Below are 18,370 nucleotides of genomic sequence, written 5' to 3' on the forward strand. Positions count from 1 at the left end.
GGTGGGTACCGGGTGATCTTGGTCGTGAACCCGTCTACGAGGGGCTTCACCTATCTGTCGAACCAACTGACCAGTTCACAGAACAAGTTGGCGCACGCGCAGTGGCTGCTTGACGTCAAAACGCTGCAAGCTCAGGAATCGGGCACGGGCGCCTCGGCCACCGTGCCTGCCCAACCAACCATGGCTCGCTGTTCCAGACCGTCGTCATCGCTTCTCAGAGCACGTTCGCAGTCATGCCCGGTGTGCTGGAGGGAGGCATTGATCCAGGGGAACGGTGGCCACCAAGGGGAAACATCGCCCTGCGCTCCGCTGACCGCCCAGATTGTGACCAACTCCCGGTTGCTCTCGGTCAACCAGTCGAGCATGCCGGCGTGCTTCAACGGCCGTCGGGTTTCCATGATCTTCGTGCTGGCGGAACTCGGCGTTGGGGCAGGGCAGTCGATCAAGGGGCGCTTGACGGGAGGCCGGGACTCGTCAACTTTGACCCGGTCGGCCCGCGCGACCGCGACATCCGCAGTGAGCCGTAGCAGTTTGAGCTTCCCCCGGAAAGCATGGGCCTCCAAGGTCGCCCTGGTTTTCTCGCCCGGTCCCAGCCACGCCTGATCCACCGTGATGGGACCGAACTGGATCTGCTGCGGTGGGTGATAGGTGGCGTAGGTGTTGTAGCGGGCAGCCGGCCCGTAGTTGCCTTCCAGGGCAGCGCCCACCTTCTTCCGGTCCACGCCCGAGTCAGGAGAGTGCGTGACCTCAACTTCCGTACCAGTGATCTCGTACAGGGAGGTGAGGACCCTGATCGCAGTCTTTCCGGTGTTCTCGATGGTGACGGCCGCTCGTACCTCCAGCTGGCCGTCACGGTTGCTGACCTGCATGATGTCGTTGCTGACCATGACGACCGGGACATCGGTTGAGGGCGCGTAGCGTGTGGTGTACCAGAACTGGGGAAGGGCCAGGCTGGCGGCCACGAGTGCGCCCATGGCTCCTAGCACCCCGCCGACCACGGTCGCCCTCTCCGGCGACTGCCGATCCCGGTTGGTGGGCGCGGCCCGGCGCGCTGTCCTGAGGTCCAGTAGGCCCAGGGCGGCTGCGGCCAGGATGGCGATGGCAGTAACGACGAGACTCGTCAACAGCTGCGGTTGCGGAACGAAGTTCGACCGGATGCGCAGTACCAGTGCGAGACCTACCACAACCGTCGCGACATCGGAGGCGAGGAGCAGGTAGATCCGAGGCCGCGCTTCACTGCGGGCCGTGAACGAGGCACCGCATCCGACGACAATGACCAGCGCGGCAAACCCGAACCAGGCCCCGGCCAACTTGATATCTAAGTCGTCGGCAAGGAAGAGGTCCAGGGCAGCAAATGCGCCCAAGACCAGCCCGTATAAGAGCAGGATCAGCCTAAGCACAAGGTTCATGGTCCGCCCATCGGCCATCGGTCCTTGCAGACAGTAGCGAGAAGACGGCGGCTGGACATTCAAACTCGCGGGACTCCGGCGAACGGCCCACCGATGACCGCCATCAGGTTTCCCTGGTGTGCCACGCCCCATGCAGGGCCCCGCACCCGGCCGAATAGCGCACGTCTCGAATACCGCCTCTTCACCAGCAGACCGCCCCGGACCCCGCGCGCACCGTCGCCACCGCCCTCGCCTGGACGATGGCCTCCGCCTTCGCCCTGCGCGGCCTCAACCTGCGCCCGCGGGTTTTCGCCTCCGTCCACACCGGCGCCCCGCAGGTCACCGTCCAGCCCCAGGTGTACGTCCCCGTCCTCGTTCAGCCCGACGCCCCCGCTCCGGACGACAACAACCGGCAGCTCAACCGCTGATCCGGTCGCTCCGCCTGGTCCTCGCCCACCCCGGCCTCGCCCTGACCGCGACGGGCAATGCTCAGCTGGCGGGAAAGGGGAGCAGGCGGCGAGGAGTAAGTGACCTTAGAAATGAAGGACGAGTAGCCTGGATACTACCTGCGTATCCAAGTCGATCGTAGTGGCCACTGTAGCGTCTGACGTTATGGCAACGAGCGCGGCCGCCAGGAGACGATCCTCAGCACCAGCAACTGCCCGGAACCAAGTCAATTTGAATGCCGGCGAATCTGCCATATCTGTCAGATTTATCGCTACGGTATCGTTGTGGGGACCCGCCCCATTAACTCGGCAGTCGTACGTCTTTTCCGCCATTAGACCTCCATCTCGAAGGGGGCGGTGAATACTGTATAATCTCGTCTCGAGATTCAGTGAGGCGGACGGGTGCAACTAGCGCAGAAGCCCGGATATAGCACTTATGGCAGTAGCCACTCCCGTCTCACCGGGGAAGCGTGCAATGCCTACGAATACGCCACAATGGTCACTTATCAGAGTTTCCGGCTTCCCCGGGCATGAGACACCTTGCGGCAAGTCCGGAATAGTTGCGGTCTGCGTTACGCGGGCGCGGTACCGTGCTGCTGGCACACTCTCCGTGGCACCGATCCCGATCATGACCACCTCTTCAGGATCTTCAGGCTTGTGCGCCATCTTGAAGTCGGGAAATGCCTGCGCAAGACTCAGTTCATTCAGATCCCCCGCAAGCAAAGGCGGGTAGTAGAGCGACGAAGCGTCATGGCCGATCGGGCCTACGTGCCTGATCAGCTCCCTCACGACAGGCAGATCCCTTTCCGCTTTCCCGGCGTTGAAGTGAATATTGAAAAAGTTGATCACTTTAGTCGGGTCGCTGGTGAACGCAAGCCGGACGAACGATCCGGCGATGTGTCCATTTTCGGGAATTACTACTGTAGCCGGGCCACTGGGGGTACCCCGTCCACACTTATCCGTTTGCAAGGGTCCATCAATCAATGTCTCAAGTGGCATGAGTCGAGTGCCGCGGTTACAGAGAGGTAAACTACGACGACGGTGCGGCCCGCGCACGTCTGCATCGTGCGCGAAAGATCCGGTTGCATCATCGGATCGGTTCACGAGTCGTCCTGGGTTATAGAGAACTGACTGCGCGTGATATATCTGACACGGGATCACGCCGAAGGAAAGCTCGCTGCCGGTGAGGTAGGCGACTCGATAGGTGACGCCCGTAGCATTCCTGAATGCGGCAAGCAGGATGTCAATCTGATCGTAGTCCCCCGCGCTGACGCCGAATCCTCGCCCGCAGCTTCGAATGGGGGGCGTGAAAAGCCATCCATAGACTTCCTGTAATGCGACAATGTCAGGGGGCGTGTGCTGCTGCGCCCAGCGGGCGATACGATCTGCCCGAGTTTCCCAGGAGATCCCGGGTGGAGTGTCGCCGATACCTGCGACGTTTACGCTGAGCACACTCAGCTTGCCGAGCTTGTCGGGCATGAAGCAGCCCTCTCTTTGTGCGCCACATCGGATTCGTCACTTGCAGTTATGCACGTGAGATTTATCGCTGCGGTTAAGAGGTCACTACGCATTCGTCATCAAGGGCAGCAACGCCGTAAGCAGAAGGCTGCTACTCCGATCCGGCGAAGTCAACAGGGCGAGCAAACGTCGATTGACCGGCGGGTCAGCCGGTGCGACACCTTCGAGAGCATCTTCGCTTGCTCTTCGACTCGGCTCGCGAGGACCCAATTCATGTCAGCAATTAATGAGGAAGTTGACATGCCACGTGCCCAAAGGAGCTACTGGTTGCAGCAGAGTCTGGTTCGCCGACAACAGGAATCACGTCGATGTGCTCAGTGGCTCTGGAGTCAGCACGCTGCCGTGAACGCTCTCCGGCCGACCTTGCTGTTCGCCTTGCTGGAGCGCAGCTGTCGTAGCTAGCGGTGAGCATGCTGTAGCCCGGAATTTGGGCAATCCATCGCTACGCCTCGGGGCCCAGGACGACCGCCGCCGTGGCGTATACGTCGGCCCAGGTAGGGTGGGGGCCGGTCACGGTTGCAGCGAGCGAGGTTCTTCCAACCTCGCGAAGGTGACTGCGGGTTGGACGGATCTGCGGAACGACGAAGCTCCTGGTAGACGGATTGTCGACCAAGATCAACCGTCGTTCCAGGAGCTCCGTGTGCTTGTCTACCCGTCGGCGATTGCTCTGTCCACTGCGCACCTGCGCCACCTGAGCCGGGAGTTGGCGGCACAACGCCGGGAGATAGGAAGTCGGTGGCGGCGGCTGACTCCTGGACGCCAGGCCCTGCTTGTCCTGGCCCATCTGAGGTGCGGCGACACGTACGCGCAGCTCGCGGCCGCATTCGGCATCGGGATCGCCACCGTGTACCGGTACATCCGTGAGGCGATCGATGTCCTGGCCGTGCTCAGGCCGACGCTTGATGAGGCGATGGTGCCGGATCGGATAAGGGCTGTATGAGGGGTTTTGCCCTGATAGGGAAGATATTTACGTTCAAAACTGTCATGTACACGACTGAATAGTGGACGGCGGTTGAACACATCGCGAAACCCGCGGAGTGAGGACTGGGCCGCTTTTACCGGCTCCGCACGCGCGCGGCAGCTCCTGCGGCCGGAGCACCCGAGCAGGGGCCCCGGCCGCAGGAGCACTGGTGGTGAGCGGGACCGGTCAGCCGATGGCGATGCCGTCGACCAGGAAGACGGTCGACAGGTAGGTGTCTTCGGTGCCGGCGAACTCCAGCTTCACCGTCTGGCCCTTGTAGGCGGACAGGTCGACGGTCTTCTGGACGTATCCGGAGCTCGCGTTGGCGTTGGAGTAGGTGGCCAGTGCGGTGCCGTTGACCTTGACCTTGAGGGTGTCGTAGGCCGCGGAGCCGGACTCCTGGGTGGTGACCTTCAGCCAGAAGGTGAGCTTCGGGGTGCCGGTGGAGGGCACCGCGATGTTCGACTGGGACAGGGACTCGACGGCGTCGGCGCCGTAGCCCATCATCCAGGCGTACCAGGACCCGTCACGTGCGGCCTGCAGGGCCGAGTTGGTGATGATGCTGTCGCTCTGGGTCCAGCCGCTGGTGCCCTGCTCGAAGCTGCCGTTGGTCAGTGCGTTCCCGCTGGGGGGCGTGGTCGGAGAGGGGGTGGGGGTGCCGGTGCCGGGGTCGGGCAGGGCGGTGCCGACGCTGACGGCTGCCCACGCCTTGGAGACGAGGTACCGCTCCTGGGAGTTGGTGCCGTACAGGTCGGCGGCGGCCTGCAGGGTGGCGGTGCGGGCGCCGGCGTAGTTGGTGGTGGAGGTCATGTAGGTGGACAGTGCCCGGTACCAGACGGCGGCGGCCTTCTCCTTGCCGATGCCCGCGAAAGTGTCGTTGTTGCAGGTGGTGCCGGTGTGCGAGCGTCCGCCGATGGTCTTCGCGCCGGTGCCCTCGGCCGCCAGGTAGAAGAAGTGGTTGCCGATGCCGGAGGAGTAGTGGACGTCCGCCGAGCCGGCGCTGGAGGTCCAGCAGGACAGCGATTTGCCGTCGGCGGCGGGGTTGTCCATCCGGCGCATGTAACCGGCCGGCATGTTGAGCTTCTCGCCGATGTAGTAGTCGCCCGGGTCGCCGGCGTTGTTGGCGTAGAACTCGACCATGGTGCCGAAGATGTCGCTGGTGGCCTCGTTGAGGCCGCCGGACTCGCCGGAGTAGGTGAGGTTGGCGGTGGCGGCGGTGACGCCGTGGCTCATCTCGTGGCCGGCGACGTCGAGCGTGGCCAGCGGGGTGTTGCTGTTCTGCGAGGAGCCGTCGCCGAAGTACATGCAGAAGCAGTTGTCGTCGTAGAAGGCGTTCAGCAGGCTGGTGTCGACGTGGACGTAGGCGGGGGCGCCGCGGCCGTCATTGCGGATGCCGGAGCGGTTGAAGGAGTTCTTGTAGTAGTCCCAGGTCTTCGCCAGGCCGTAGGAGGCGTCCACGGCGGCGCTCTCGCGGCTGGAGTTGGTGCCGTTGCCCCAGGAGTTGGTGGTCTTGGAGAAGGGCCGGGCGTTCTGCTTCGGGTTCGACTGCGGGCTGTTGTACGAGTCGTAGACGATCGTGCCGCCGTGCGCGGCGTCGGTGAGGGTGTAGCCGCTGCCGGTCTGGGTGGTCTCGATGGAGACCTGGCCGACGGTGACGCCGTTGCCGGTGCCCGTGATGCTCTGGTGCAGTTCGTACTGGTCCAGCGGCACGCCGCTGGTCGCGTCGACGATCACCGCCTCCCGCGAGGCGGGGCCGGTCTCGCCCTCGCCGGTGACGGTCGAGCGGTAGGCGAGGGCGGGGATCTTGCCGACCGCGTATACCACCAGGGTGCTGTCCTTGCTTCCGGCCTTGGCGTGCTTCACGTGCTTGGCGTGCTTCACTGCCTTGGCAGAGGCGTCGGCCGCCGTCAGCTTCGGGGTGGTGCCGGGGATCCGGATCGCGCCCTGGTGCGCCAGGTCCGAGCCGGTGATCGTGCCGTCTTCGGCGAGGTGCACCACCAGGTCGCCGCCGATCACCGGCAGGCCTCTGTAGGTGCGGTCGTAGCGCACGTGCCGGGTGCCGTCGGCGTCGATCAGCACGTCCTTGGCCACCAGGCGCTCGTCGGGGCCCAGGCCGAGCGCGCGGGCGGTCGCGGCCGCGTTCCGGCCGGCCGTGCGTATCGCCTCGCCGCGCGCGTCGGCCGTCATCGCCTGGAACCCTGCGCCAGGTCGGGCGGCAGAGGTGTCGGCGGCCGCGGTGGGCCGGGAAGCCGCGGTGGACTGGGTGACCACCACGGTCACGGAGCCCAATGCGAGGGCTGCCGCGACACCGGCCGCCAGGGCGTTCTTGCGGTTCATCGCAATCCTTCCGCCGGGCCTTGTCGGGGAGTTGGCCGCAGAACGTCATCTGGGGTGCGGGGGGCGTTCAGCAGCGGTTGGCTCGGCTGTGGCCATGAGGCTAGGGACGCGGGGCCCGGCCGACATCAGGGCAACCCCTTGACCTGGACCGGGGAGGACCGGCGGGCGCACCATGGCCCGATGCCAGACTCTGCGATGTGGATGAACGCGTCCCACGAGGCCGGTCCCGTGCTGCCGGTGGTACCGGAAGACGTGCACGACACCCGCCGGGTGGTCCTGTTCGGGCCGCCCGGAAGCGGCAAGACCACCGCGGCCGGGGCCCTGGGGCGACGACTGGGCCTGCCGCCCGTCGTGCGGCTGGCCCCGCGGCCGCAGGACGCCCAGGTTCCCTGCGCAGGGCTCCTCGAACTCGCGCTGGCCCTCCCGGCGCTGCCTGCCGCGCGGGAGCTGACGGCGCGACTCGACGAGGCCGCCGGCCGGCCGGGCTCGCCGGACGGCGCCGGTTCCGCCCTGCGGCTGCGCCGGCAGACCGCCGCTGTGCTGCGGGAGGCGCCACCCATGACTTTGGTGGTGGACAACGCCCAGTGGCTGGACCCGGCCAGCGCGGCCGTCCTGGGCTGGGCACTGCGCCTGACCCCGGACCTTCCCGTCATCGCGGCCGAGCGCACCTGGCGCCCGGGGGCCGCGGGCCACTGGTGCGGGGAGGACACATGCGTGGTGCGCATCCCACCCCTGACGGCCCCTCAGGTCGCGACGCTGCTGTCCCCGTACCGGCTCGCCCCCCGCGAGGTCACGCGCATCCACACCCACAGCGGAGGAAACCCCGCACTGGCCCTGGCGCTGGCCGACGCCTCGCGCCCGCTCCCAGACCTAGATGGTGAAAGCGAGTCGGCCCTGCCGCCGACGGCCCGCCGACTGGTGGGCGAGTGGCTGGAAGAGGTACCGGCCCAGGTACAGGAACTGCTGACGTTCGCCGCACTGGACGACCGGCCCGACTTCGAACTGCTCGGCCGCCTCGCCGGCCCGGCAGCCGAGGCCCTCCTCACCCAGGCCGAGGCAGCGGGGCTGCTCGACATCGGACGGGCGGACAGGAGCGTACGGTTCACCGCCTCCGCGATCGGCACCGAACTCGTGGCCCGGCTGCCGGGTCACGCGCGCAGGCTCCTGCATGCACGCCTGGCCGAGGCCAGCCGTGACAGCGTCCGCCGCGACCGGCACACCGCGCTGGCGGCCGATGGCGCCGACCCGCGGACGGCCCGCCGCGCCGCCCGCGCCGCCGTCCGCGCCCGGCAGCGCGGCGACCACGCACTCGCGGCAGAGCTCTCCCTCCTCGCCGCCCAGCGCACCCCGCACGACGACGGCGAACTGCTCACCGAACGGGCCCTGACCGCCGTACGCGACGCCGCCCACTACGGCGACCTCCCCCGCGGCCGGGCCGCCGCCCGCCTCGTCCTGGGCCACGACACCACCCCCTCCCAACGCGTCGACGCCCTCGTCGCCCTGATCGACGCGAGCGGCCAGCACCTGCACAGCGCGGACGAGCTGTTCGCCGCCGCACTCCACGCGGCGGCCGGACGACCCGACCTCACCGCGCAGATCCTCATCCGCCAATCCATCTGGGCCAACGTCAACGAGGGCGACCCCCACCGGGCGTGCGCCCTGGCCGGCCGGGCCACCGCCCTCGCCGAAGCCGCCGGCGACACCACCGCCGCCGTCATGGCCCTCACGATGCAGGCCCGCCTCCAACGCGTCCTCGGTCACCCCGGCGCCGAGACCACGCTCGAGCGCGCACTGTCCCTGCCACGCACCGCCCCCCTTCCGGTCAACGCCACGCCCCAGCACCTCGCCGCCCGGCACGCCCTCTTCGACGACCACCCGGACGAGGCCCGCACCGCGCTGCTTCCCCTGCTCGTCGAAGCCGAGCGGACCGGAGACGCCGAGGCGACCGTGGACATCCTGCGCAGCCTCGCCGAAGCCGAACTCCGCGCCGGACGGTGCGCCAGAGCCCTCCACCACGCCCACCGCGCCCAGGCGCTGACCGACGGAACCGCTCTGTCACCCGCACCGGCGTGCTACACCTCCGCCCTCGTCGAGGGCACCGCCCGGCGCACCGACCTCGCCCTCGTCCACGCACGCCGCGGAGTCGACACCGCCCGGCAGGAAGACAACAAGATCTTCCTCTCCCGCAACCTCTTCGCTCTCGGTCACCTCCTCCTGGCCACCGGCCGCCTCAAGGAAGCCCTGGAGGCCCTGGAGGAGGTCCGCGCACTGGAGGAGCTCCAGCAGGTCCACGACCCGTCCGTCCTGCGCTGGCATCCCGAACTCGCCGAGACCCTCGTCGCCCTCGGCCACCTCGACCAGGCACAGAGCCTCCTGGACGACACCCGCCGCACAGCGACCGACCTCGGCAGGGACGCGGTCCTTCCTCCGCTCGAACGCACCCAGGCGCTTCTGGATGCCGCCCGTGGCGACTACGACACCGCGGCCCGGCGCCTCACCGAAGCGGCCGACCACCTTCGCCGCCTCCCCCTCGAACGCGGCAGGACCCTGCTGGCGCTCAGCCACACCGAACGGCGCGGGCGCCGTCGTGCCAGCGCCCGCGCCGCCGCGCAGAGTGCCGCCGACCTCTTCACCGCCCACCAGGCACACCCGTGGGCGGAAACCGCCGCGCACACGCTCAGTCGGCTGGAAGCCGTCCCCGCGGGCGGCCACACGCACCCCCGCCTCACCTCCGCCGAACAACGCTGCGCCGAACTCGCCGCGGCCGGAGCGAGTAACCGCGACATCGCCACCACCCTCACCGTCAGCGTCAAAACGGTCGAAGCGACCCTCACCCGCGTCTACCGGAAACTCGGCCTGCACTCACGCTTCCAACTCGCGCACACCGTCACACCAGCACGTGAGTGACCCGCCCGTACGGCTCCAGTAGCCGCCGGGTTCAGTCGTGTACCGGGCGACGACGTCTGGCCTGCACCACGGATCGTCAGAACTCTTGCCCGCCACTCCATGACTGCACGTGTCGGGGGGCTCGGAAGTGGTAACAGCCCGCAGCGACAGTTCCGAGGTCTGCCGTGGACCCGTCGGTCAGCGGATCACTGTTGTGGTACTTCTCACCGGCGACTCCGGCGACTCCAGCGACTCCAGCGACTCCAGCGACTCCAGCGACTCCAGCGACCACACGGCCGGCCACCGGGCCCTGTGATCACCCAGGCCCTGTGCTTTCTTGGTATATCTGGCCTCGTACTGCCTTCAGGCACGCCAGCGTCCGGTACGGGCATCCACGATTTATTCTGCGTCCTCTTTTGGGCTGGGCAGGGCCGGGGTCTGTGCCATGTCGGCGTGGCACACACCCCGGGCACTACATCACGGCCGCTAGGTCGCCTGCCGGGCCGGGCTGCGCATTTCGAAAACGGTGCGGTGAAAGCGGCGGCGCTGGAGGGTGCGAGATCGCCAGTACCAACCGCGAGGTCGCCGTGGTTCCGTCGGTTACCAGGCACATACAGGAATGGTCCCACCCGACCTGAGGTCCTCTCGCCCTTGTTCATCAGCTGACCAGCAGCTCCGACGTTCAAGATCAGGTACGGACGGCTGAACAACCTCACCTTCGTCGCCGGCCACGCCCTGCACTACCTGGACGCCTCCGACGAGCAGTTCGACGCGATCTACTCCGTCTTCGGAGCCGTCGGTCTCGTCGCCCCCGAGTTCCTGCTACCGGCCATCGCCCAGGGCCTCACGCCCGGGCGAGTGCTGGCCTTCTCCATCCCCCACCCGCAACGCGGCGGCCGAAGCCCCTCCGGCGACGACCGGCCCCGCCGCGACTACGTCACCCTGCCCGACCGCACCCGGCTCCCCATCGCCCGATGGGAGTTCGATACCAACCGTTGGGAGGGGAACCTCAGCCAGGCGGGCTTCTGGCTCACCTCGGCCCAGGAGTTCTACGACCCCCGCATGGGCCACTGGCCCACCACCCTGCTGATCCGCGCCCGCAAGCTCTGACCAGCCATTCGCCCCGGCTTTTCCCCGGAGGAACCGATGCGTCCGCCCTACCTGCTCCTCGACATCGACGGTCCTCATACCCTTCCCCACCGCGGACGGCTCGACCCCAGCCACCCACGCCCGCCACGACGTCGTCCCCATCGGCCGGAGCGCCGACAACCCAGTCACCGTCTGGCTCCGCCCCGACCACGGCCGTCTGCTCATGGACGTGATCCGCGCTGGCCTGGTCACCCCGGTCTGGTGCACCATCTGGCGCCAGGACGCCAGCACCCTCATCGGCCCGCTCCTCGGCCTTCAGCCCCTGTCGTACGTCGATCTCCCGCGTCCGCAGATCACCACCAGCCACCCCAACGGCTGCCTGTGGAAGCGCGACCACGTCGGCGCCTGGCTGGGCGACGCTCCCGCCGTCTGGATCGACGACGACTTCCCCGGCCTCGATCATGAATGGGCGGCGGAGCGCACTGCGAAAGGAACGGCGACCCTCCTCATTCAGCCCGACCCACACCTCGGTCTACAGCCCGAGCACCTGACCGAAGTCACGACGTGGGCTTCGCGGTTACCCACTGCCCGCGCCGCCTGAGGCTGATGCCCTCGCCGACACGGGCGCACGTCCGTCACCGGCCAGCGGCGTGCAGAGCCGTGCACCCGCCGACATGACGGCAAGTCCTTCAGCGGATTCAACCACTTGACGCCGTCGTCGGCGGTGTAGCGGACAGCGTCGATCATTTGACGGTGGCAGAACCCCTGGCCGGCCGACCTGTCCCTGAAGCCATGCCGACACTGACAGAGCTGCCCGGGCGACCTGCCACTCCGCCCCGGACCCGAGGCGGGGCGACGGAACCCTGTTCGGCTGAACAAGCCTGCCGCCGGCAGGCGGATGGCCCCCGAGTCTCGGGCGTGATGCCGTTTCGGGGTTACGGGGTACCGGCTTGCTCGGTCGCGCGGGTCCAGGTGTTCATGATGATGAAGGTCTTGGTGCCCTCCACCTTGCCGGTCCGGCGTACGGCGTTGATCACCTGCTGAAGATGGTGCACGTCCCGGACCCGGAGCTTGAGCAGGGCGTCGGAGGTGCCGGCGATGCTGTGGCTCTCCTCGATCTCCGGGATGCTCTCGGAGATGCCCTGGATCTCGTCGCTGTCGGTCGCGCCGAGCAGGCGGATCTCGATGAACGCCTGAAGCATGCCCGCCCGGCTGTCCTCGATGACCGCGGTGTAGCCGCGGATCACACCCGCCCTCTCCATGCGCTCTATGCGGCGGGCGCACGGAGCCGCTGAGAGTCCCACAGCACGTGCGATCTCCGACACGGGCGCTCGCCCGTCCTTGCGGAGGATGTTCAGTATGTGGCGGTCGATCGTGTCCACGGCCAACTCCCCGAATCATGCGCGCCACGCATAAGTCGCGCGCCAAAAGCTCCATTGCTCCTTACAGATCGAGTGAACCACGCTCAACATGTGCGTGATGATGCCCGGCCTGTCGCCTGGGGACCGCCGTCCTGTCATCGTCATGGTGTCCGGGTGATCCCCGGCAGGAGGCTCGCACCGGCCAACCCCTACGGCGCGGACTCCGACCAGGTGACAGGTGCGCGGGTATCCCCGGCACCCCGCGGCCGGCCCCACATCCTGGGGCCGGCCGGGTACCGAATCAGGTCCACCAGCAGCGATCATCGCGCAGGTCACACAAGAGCTGACTTCGACGACATGATCATGAAGCTGTGCCGTTGAACCCGATCCGTGGCCCCGCCACGACGCATGGCGAGCATCGGAGCGGGGCGTCAGCGGTGTCGACTGCGCTCTTCGGGCCCCGTGGCCACTGGCGTGGCCGGAGGGTGTGGCGCGGCGGACATGGCCGAGGTGCCGCTGGTGGTGCTTCGGCTGCGAGTCGTTTGCTTCCGCCTGTTCGGTTGAGCGGCGATGCGCCAGTTGAGGACCTCGGCGGGGTGCTCGGCGCTGTCGAGCTCCCGCTGGGCGCTCACCTCGGCCAGGAGACGTCGGGGATTGTGGCCGGCGGTCTCGGCCTGGGCGAGGGTGGTGGTCAGGGCGGGGTCCAAGTGGGGTCGGCGAGGATCCGGTCACCGTGGTCGGGGAGGGCCACGCGAACGTCCTGTTTGTAGCGGCGGGCGGTTGCGGCTCGTGGTGCGCGGCGGGCCAAGTCCGCCAAGGCGGGTGTGGCGGCCTGCTGGTAGCCCGCCTGGAGGTGGCGGAAGGCTTCTTCGGCCGCTGCGGCCTGCTGTTCGTGGTCGCGCTGTTCGTGCCACTTGGCGGCGGCGCGGGCCAGCCGAAGCGATGATCCCCCTCGCGATGATCGACCTGATGAGTCGCAGGCTCACCCGAGAGTCGACTCCCAACTGGAAGGATTCATAGCCGTCGGGCCTTATTGATCATTTCAAGATGAGTTCGGTGCAGGGCTTGGCTGTGCGCGGGGCCGGCGGCAGACTTCTGCGGGTATCGGATGATCTTGTGCCTGATGACTTGTGGGAGCGCGTAGCGCCGTTGCTCCCTCCTCGTCCACCGCGTCGTCGCCGGTATCCGGGGCGGCTGCCGGTTGACGACCGGGCCGCCCTTCGCGGAATCGTCTACGCGCTGGGCAAGGGGGTGAGCTGGGCCGATGTGCCGGCTGAACGCGTCGGCTGCAGCGGGGTGACGGCCTGGCGGCGGCTGCGCGACTGGACCGAAGCCGGAGTCTGGCCCCGTCTGCACGAGGTCTTGCCGGCCGATCTGCGCAAGGCGGGGCTGCTGGAGATGGACGACGCGGCGATCGACGGCTCACATGTCCGGGCCCTCAAAGGGGGGCTCACACCGGACCTTCGCCGGTCGACCGCGCCCGCCCGGGAAGCAAGCACCACCTGATCACTGACCGGAACGGGACACCCCTGGCGGTGTCCCTGACCGGCGGGAACCGTGATGGACGTCCCTTGGCAACCTCCGGCCGACGTCTGCCCGCCTGGACGCGCGCGGCGCTAGCATCGGATCGCCCTGGTCCGGCCCGGTCCGCCGGGCGCCGGCCACCCGTGGGCGCTGTCGGCCGTACAGCGGCACCAGGGCGAGTCCCACAGCCGGGCCGTGCGGCGCCTGGCCCGCATGCTGGCCTCGGCCGGATCCGGCCCGCAGCCGTGGACACCCCGGCCCAGCGACCCGGCGAGCGCCGCCTCTTCACCGGGCACCTTACCTGCGAAGGCGGCTCGGACGACATCGCCGCCCCTATGACCTGGGTCCCTCACACCCAAGTCGCCGCGAGTGTCGCGGATATGGGCACCGCGGATCTGGGACCGTTCCTGGAGGGGTATGTGGGCGGCTGGATCCCGGACTGTTGCATCACCCTTGAGTAGCGCTACCGTCGGCACGGCACGGTCAGTTCACCACACCGGTCCCCCAGATGGAGACCGTGCCGTCGTGGTTGCCCCAGACATGGCCCAACAAGATGCGGTCTTCGTCACGGGCCCACTCCGCCGGGCAGCCGGCCTTCGGCCTCAGCTTCGACCCCCGGGCTCTGACCGACCTCCTGCAGGCCCCGAGCGACATCCGCGACCTCACCCTCGCCTGCCTGCAGGAAGTGGTGAACGCGGAGCGGTTCGGGATCAAACTCACCGGCGACCTGGAGGGCTACCGCAAGCTGTTCGTGGATGCCCGCAAAGACTGGCGCGTCGTGTACGGCGTGCGCCCAGCCCCCGAGACCTCCGCCTATCAGCGGGAGATCCACGTGGTCGCCATGCGGCCGCGGGCGAACAACGACGTCTACGACGAGGTGGGCCGCCGTTTGGGGATGACCCGCCGACCGTTGAGCGCTCGCACGCATGCCGCCCGCGCCCGCTCCCCGCAGCTCATGGCACGCGGCCCGATGCCGAAGCCCGGACCGCTGCCTTCCGCGATGCCGGGCCTGCCCCGACCAGCCCACAGCCCAGCACACCACCACGCTCGCTGACACAAGGAGCACCTGCCTATGCCCTCTGATCCGGTTCCGGCGCTCGTTCGCCGAGCTGTTTCGGATCTCGACCACCGCATCGAGGCGGCGACCGGCCACGATGTCGACACGCTGTGGGCGCACCGGGACCGAGGCGTCCTCGACGAGCCGCACGCCCGCCTGGTGGACCTGCACCGCGAGCTGGCCAGGGCCGAAACCGGCGTGACCTTCTACCGCACCCTCCTGCACCGGCTCAGCAGCGGCGAGTTCCCCACCGATGCGGCCCTGCTCGAGCGGATCGACCGCACCGTCGTCCAGATGCAGGAAGCCGCCGGTGAACGCGACGCCGCCGCGGCCCGCGTCATCACGGCCCTGGAGCCGATCGAGACAGCCAACCGCAGCACACGCCACGGTCAACGGAAGCCACTGCCGCCCGCCGACCACGCCGCCCTGCTGGCCATCGCCGGCGGCGCCAAGCTGCATGAACACCTCCTGACGGGACGCCTGTCGGTGGTCACCGCCTCCGGCACCCGGATCCCGTACGCACGATTCCAGCAGCTCGAGTCCTCCGGCCTCGTCTCCCGGGACACCAGCCATCCGCTGCACGTCGGACAGCCGGTCGCCCTGACCGACGTTGGCCGTGCCGCCCTCACCGGCAGCCGCCAGGCGAGTACGGCTGCCTCCCCGGCCACCGTTCGGCCCGGCGCCTGGCCCGCTGCCGCACGGCCCCGCCGCTGACCCTGCCGCCCACCGAAGGGATCCATGCCTTCCCCCGAAATGGACCTGCGCCTGCACGGCTTCGAGGCCGCTGACGAGCGAACCGACGAGGCGTTCTGGCACGCGATCGGGATCGAGCAGGACATGCTCACCGTGCTCGCCGAACACCACACCCCAGACGGACTCCACAGCTATTTCGTGCTGCACAACGGTGCCGTCACCTGGGGCATCCCCGGCGAGCCACAGTTCGTCGCCCTCCACCTGCGGCGCGACCCCCCGACCAAGACGTTCCGTTTCGATCACGCGGAACTGCCCCTGCCCGCGATGGCGCAGTCGTGGCTCATCCACCGCGGATGCCCTCCTGGCGCCATCGGCCTGCTGCCCGGCATGGGGACCGCGCCGGCGGACGAGTCGACCCGGGCGCTGGAGCAATGGCCCAGGAGCGACGGGGACAACTTCGCCCTCCTGCACAGCTACACCGACGACGACCCCGGCAATGCGGTCACCGTCGTGGTCCTTCGTGCTGGCTGTGTCACTGTCTGAGGGCTCTGGTCCACTTCGTGGTCTCTGTCGCTGATTCAGGGGTGCGCGATGATAGGGCTTCCATTTTCATCGTGGACACCGGTTGTCATGCAGCGATGGCCAGCGTAGTTGATCTCTGTTCGAAGGCGACCGGTGCGAGGTAGCCGATCGTGGAGTGCCTGCGCCGGTGGTTGTAGAAGCCGAGCCGGGCGACTCGTGCGGTCGGCCAGCCGCGCCGGCCGGGCAGGATTTCCCGTTTGAGCGAGGCGAAGAACGACTCCGCGGCGGCGTTGTCCGCCGAGGTGCCGACCGCTCCCATGGACCGGCGGATTCCGGCGCGGTAGCAGGCGTCGGCGAACGCCTTCGACCCGTACTGAGCCCCGTGATCGCTGTGAAAAATCACGCCGTTCACCTGTCCGCCGCGGGTGTGGCTTCGTCGATGTGTAGTGGGATCAGGCACACATTTCGTGAGGGCGATCAAGGTTCGGGCTCGTCCCACTTCCAGCCGCTCTGGGGGAATTCCTCAAGGATGAAGGACGCGAGCGAAGACGCCTGGTGGATGGCGGATGACCAGTCCGGTGCGGATACGTCGAGCAGAACCAGAGGCGGCGGGTCTTGCCGGAAGTCATAGGTGAGCAGTTCGCGGCTCCCGTCCCCACCAATGACGAGGCTCCCGGGGAATCGTTCCTGGAACTCGCCAGCCTTATTGACCTCGATAAGCTCCGCGATCTCATTGATCATTAGGAAGTCGTCGGCCGGAAGGACGAACTGACTCATGCTGCCCTGTGTGGTCAGGAAGTGCCGGTAGTCCTGGGGAAGCCGGACTCCGAAGTGCTGCTCAGCCTGCGTGATCCGGTCCTCGTTCGAGCTCATGACGCTGTTCTATCAAGGCGGCGTCCTGCCGAGCAGCACGGCCCTGGGCAGCGGTGAGGAGCATGCGCTTGCGGAGGAGGGGAAGTTTCGCTCGCCCGAACATCTGCCTCTTGATCATCTTGATGTGGTTGACGCGGCCTTCGACGGGTCCGGAGTTCCAGCGGGTGGTCAGTCCCTTCAGCACGGCGTCCCAGTCTTTCTCCAGGCCGTTCGCGAAGGTATGGAGTGCGGGGAGGTCCTCGGCCTGGGCAGCGCTGACCCAGTCCTTGAGGTGCTGGCCGGAGCGGGTGGTGAGGATTTCGACGAAGGCCCGGACGAGTTGTTCGGCCGCGGCCAGTTCGGGGCAGCGACTGAGGATGTCAGCGAATTGCTCCCGGTCCGCGTTCCGCAGATGGTCTGGGTGCCGCATCATCCAGCCGGTCACCTGGCGGACGCCCGGCGGCGCCGGGCCGACGATGCGAATGCGCTGACGCCGGCGGGGCCGCAGGTAGTCGCTGATGATCTGGTAACTGCCCTGATAGCCGAGTTCCGTGAGTTCGGCGTGCAGGCGGATGGCGTTGGTGTGGCCCTCTGCCCAGCGCCGGTCCAGGTGTGGCTTGAAGGGGTCGAGTTGGCTGGGCCGGGGCTGGTGACGGCCGTTGAGCATCTGCTCGGGTGTATGAGCGCATGCGGCCCGGCGGACGGTGTTGCCGCCCATGTGCAGTTCCCGGGCGATCTCCCGGATGCCGTGTCCTTGGTCAAGGAGAGAGTGGACGATCGCGTGGCGTTCCCGCAGCCGCGCCTCGATGGGCGACATCTCCTTCGTCGCGTTCTCCAAGTCGGCGGAGGAGATGTGCACGATGCCGTTCGCGTCGGCGTCGGGCGGTTTGAGGCAGGCGTTATGCCGGCGGACGCAGCGTTCCACTGCGGTGCCGAGGTTCTGCAACAAGTGGAAGGGGTCTGCGACCTGGACCGCCTGGGGTGCTCCGGTGCGGGCGCCGTCGGCGTAGGAACCGGCCCGGTCCCTGCAAATGATCTCAGAGCCCGGATGGGCCCGCAGCCAGGCAGCCAGGGTCCCGGCGTCGCGGCCTGGCAGCAGGTCCAGGGGCTGACCGGTCTCGCAGTCGATGAGGACGGTGCCGTAGTGCTGCCCTCGGCGGGTGGCGAAGTCGTCCACGCCCAGCACCCTCGGGACAGCCCAGGCCGGATCAGGCATAGCCATCACTAACCTTAACAGCGTCATGCGGCTCACGAAGCTGTGCAGAGCCTTCGCGAAACGTGCCCCTGACCGGCCCGCGAGAGCGACAGCCACGGTTTCCAGCACTCGGTGGAAAGCCGGAGTCCGCCGGGCGTACCGTACGGTGAGTCCGTCGACCTGCTCGGCGAACGTGCGACGTGGACACGCGGCGTTCTCGCAGTACAACCGCCGGACGGACAGATCGATCTGGACTGGTTGTTCCCCCACGGGACCATCAGCCAGATGCCGCTCGTAGGTGCTGTGCACCCGTTCGGACGGCGTCGCGCAATCGGGACATCTGACGATGACATCCCGGGTTCTGGCCACAACGTGAACCGTGTCGTCCGCTGGAAAGATGGCCTCTACGAGCACGAGATCGAGGTACGGGAACAGCACGCTCACCAGCTCGTCACACCGCGCCACGATCCCAGATGACGCAGCGGTACCGATCGAAGAACCCGGTGATCGTCCTCACGAAATGTGTGCCTGATCCCACTAC

At 67.8% G+C, this 18,370-nt stretch carries 11 protein-coding genes and 7 pseudogenes; 10 read left to right on the plus strand and 8 right to left on the minus strand.

Annotation, left to right across the window (positions count from 1 at the left end; translation table 11 throughout):
- Window positions 1-131: 131 nt before the first annotated feature.
- Entirely contained in the window at window positions 132-1,409 is a 1,278-nt protein-coding gene (locus IE242_RS22600) for a hypothetical protein (RefSeq protein WP_189862061.1), read from the minus strand.
- Between the two features lie 239 nt (window positions 1,410-1,648).
- Between IE242_RS22600 and IE242_RS22605 the strand changes: the two genes are divergently transcribed.
- Window positions 1,649-1,816 (plus strand): hypothetical protein, encoded by a 168-nt coding sequence (locus tag IE242_RS22605; RefSeq protein WP_189862062.1) that lies wholly within the window; start codon window positions 1,649-1,651, stop codon window positions 1,814-1,816.
- A gap of 426 nt (window positions 1,817-2,242) precedes the next feature.
- On the opposite strand, the gene IE242_RS22610 is transcribed toward IE242_RS22605, so the two are convergent.
- A complete protein-coding gene (locus IE242_RS22610; protein WP_189862064.1) occupies window positions 2,243-3,313 on the minus strand; it encodes an endonuclease/exonuclease/phosphatase family protein in 1,071 nt (356 codons plus the stop codon).
- A gap of 679 nt (window positions 3,314-3,992) precedes the next feature.
- Here IE242_RS22610 and IE242_RS22615 point away from each other — a divergent pair.
- A pseudogene (locus IE242_RS22615) lies at window positions 3,993-4,265 on the plus strand (helix-turn-helix domain-containing protein); the annotation flags it as partial.
- Between the two features lie 234 nt (window positions 4,266-4,499).
- On the opposite strand, the gene IE242_RS22620 reads toward IE242_RS22615, so the two are convergent.
- Window positions 4,500-6,650 carry a M4 family metallopeptidase gene (locus tag IE242_RS22620; RefSeq protein WP_189862066.1) on the minus strand — a complete coding sequence of 717 codons (2,151 nt, stop codon included), beginning with the start codon at window positions 6,648-6,650 and terminating at the stop codon, window positions 4,500-4,502.
- 180 nt (window positions 6,651-6,830) lie between these two features.
- Here IE242_RS22620 and IE242_RS38615 point away from each other — a divergent pair, with 180 nt between their 5' ends.
- The 3 genes and pseudogenes from IE242_RS38615 (at window position 6,831) to IE242_RS22635 (ending at window position 11,226) form a co-directional block, all read left to right on the plus strand.
- Complete coding sequence (locus tag IE242_RS38615) at window positions 6,831-9,557, plus strand: helix-turn-helix transcriptional regulator (protein WP_189862068.1); 2,727 nt, start codon at window positions 6,831-6,833, stop codon at window positions 9,555-9,557.
- Window positions 9,558-10,206: 649 nt separating this feature from the next.
- Window positions 10,207-10,646 (plus strand): annotated as a pseudogene (locus IE242_RS22630) (class I SAM-dependent methyltransferase); the annotation flags it as partial.
- A 36-nt stretch (window positions 10,647-10,682) separates the two neighbouring features.
- Window positions 10,683-11,226 (plus strand): annotated as a pseudogene (locus IE242_RS22635) (hypothetical protein).
- Between the two features lie 334 nt (window positions 11,227-11,560).
- On the opposite strand, the gene IE242_RS22640 reads toward IE242_RS22635, so the two are convergent.
- Together IE242_RS22640 and IE242_RS37910 are read right to left on the minus strand one after the other, a co-directional pair.
- Window positions 11,561-12,007, minus strand: coding sequence for an Lrp/AsnC family transcriptional regulator (locus IE242_RS22640; RefSeq protein WP_229859285.1), 447 nt, complete (start codon window positions 12,005-12,007; stop codon window positions 11,561-11,563).
- Window positions 12,008-12,417: 410 nt separating this feature from the next.
- Window positions 12,418-12,932 (minus strand): annotated as a pseudogene (locus IE242_RS37910) (relaxase/mobilization nuclease domain-containing protein); the annotation flags it as partial.
- On the opposite strand from IE242_RS37910, the pseudogene IE242_RS38865 reads away from it, so the two are divergent.
- The 5 genes and pseudogenes from IE242_RS38865 to IE242_RS22665 form a co-directional block, all read left to right on the plus strand.
- Window positions 12,920-13,006: pseudogene (locus IE242_RS38865) on the plus strand (IS5 family transposase); the annotation flags it as partial. The pseudogenes IE242_RS37910 and IE242_RS38865 overlap by 13 nt on opposite strands.
- Window positions 13,007-13,033: 27 nt before the next feature.
- Window positions 13,034-13,603: pseudogene (locus IE242_RS22650) on the plus strand (IS5 family transposase); the annotation flags it as partial.
- Between the two features lie 460 nt (window positions 13,604-14,063).
- Window positions 14,064-14,564, plus strand: a complete 501-nt coding sequence (locus tag IE242_RS22655) for a hypothetical protein (protein WP_189862194.1) — start codon at window positions 14,064-14,066, stop codon at window positions 14,562-14,564.
- An 18-nt stretch (window positions 14,565-14,582) separates the two neighbouring features.
- Window positions 14,583-15,281: a hypothetical protein gene (locus IE242_RS22660; RefSeq protein WP_189862074.1), complete on the plus strand. Its 699-nt coding sequence runs from the start codon at window positions 14,583-14,585 to the stop codon at window positions 15,279-15,281.
- A 24-nt stretch (window positions 15,282-15,305) separates the two neighbouring features.
- A complete protein-coding gene (locus tag IE242_RS22665) occupies window positions 15,306-15,803 on the plus strand; it encodes a hypothetical protein (protein WP_189862076.1) in 498 nt (165 codons plus the stop codon).
- A gap of 85 nt (window positions 15,804-15,888) precedes the next feature.
- Here the strand turns inward: IE242_RS22665 and IE242_RS22670 are convergent.
- The 3 genes and pseudogenes from IE242_RS22670 to IE242_RS22680 form a co-directional block, all read right to left on the minus strand.
- A pseudogene (locus tag IE242_RS22670) lies at window positions 15,889-16,200 on the minus strand (integrase core domain-containing protein); the annotation flags it as partial.
- Window positions 16,201-16,259: 59 nt separating this feature from the next.
- Complete coding sequence (locus IE242_RS22675) at window positions 16,260-16,655, minus strand: SMI1/KNR4 family protein (RefSeq protein ID WP_189862080.1); 396 nt, start codon at window positions 16,653-16,655, stop codon at window positions 16,260-16,262.
- Window positions 16,621-18,273, minus strand: coding sequence for an ISL3 family transposase (locus IE242_RS22680; RefSeq protein WP_229859287.1), 1,653 nt, complete (start codon window positions 18,271-18,273; stop codon window positions 16,621-16,623). Before IE242_RS22680 ends, IE242_RS22675 begins: the two co-directional genes overlap by 35 nt.
- Window positions 18,274-18,370 lie beyond the last annotated feature (97 nt).

The organism is Streptomyces poonensis (genome assembly GCF_014650915.1).
Classification (GTDB): domain Bacteria; phylum Actinomycetota; class Actinomycetes; order Streptomycetales; family Streptomycetaceae; genus Streptomyces; species Streptomyces poonensis.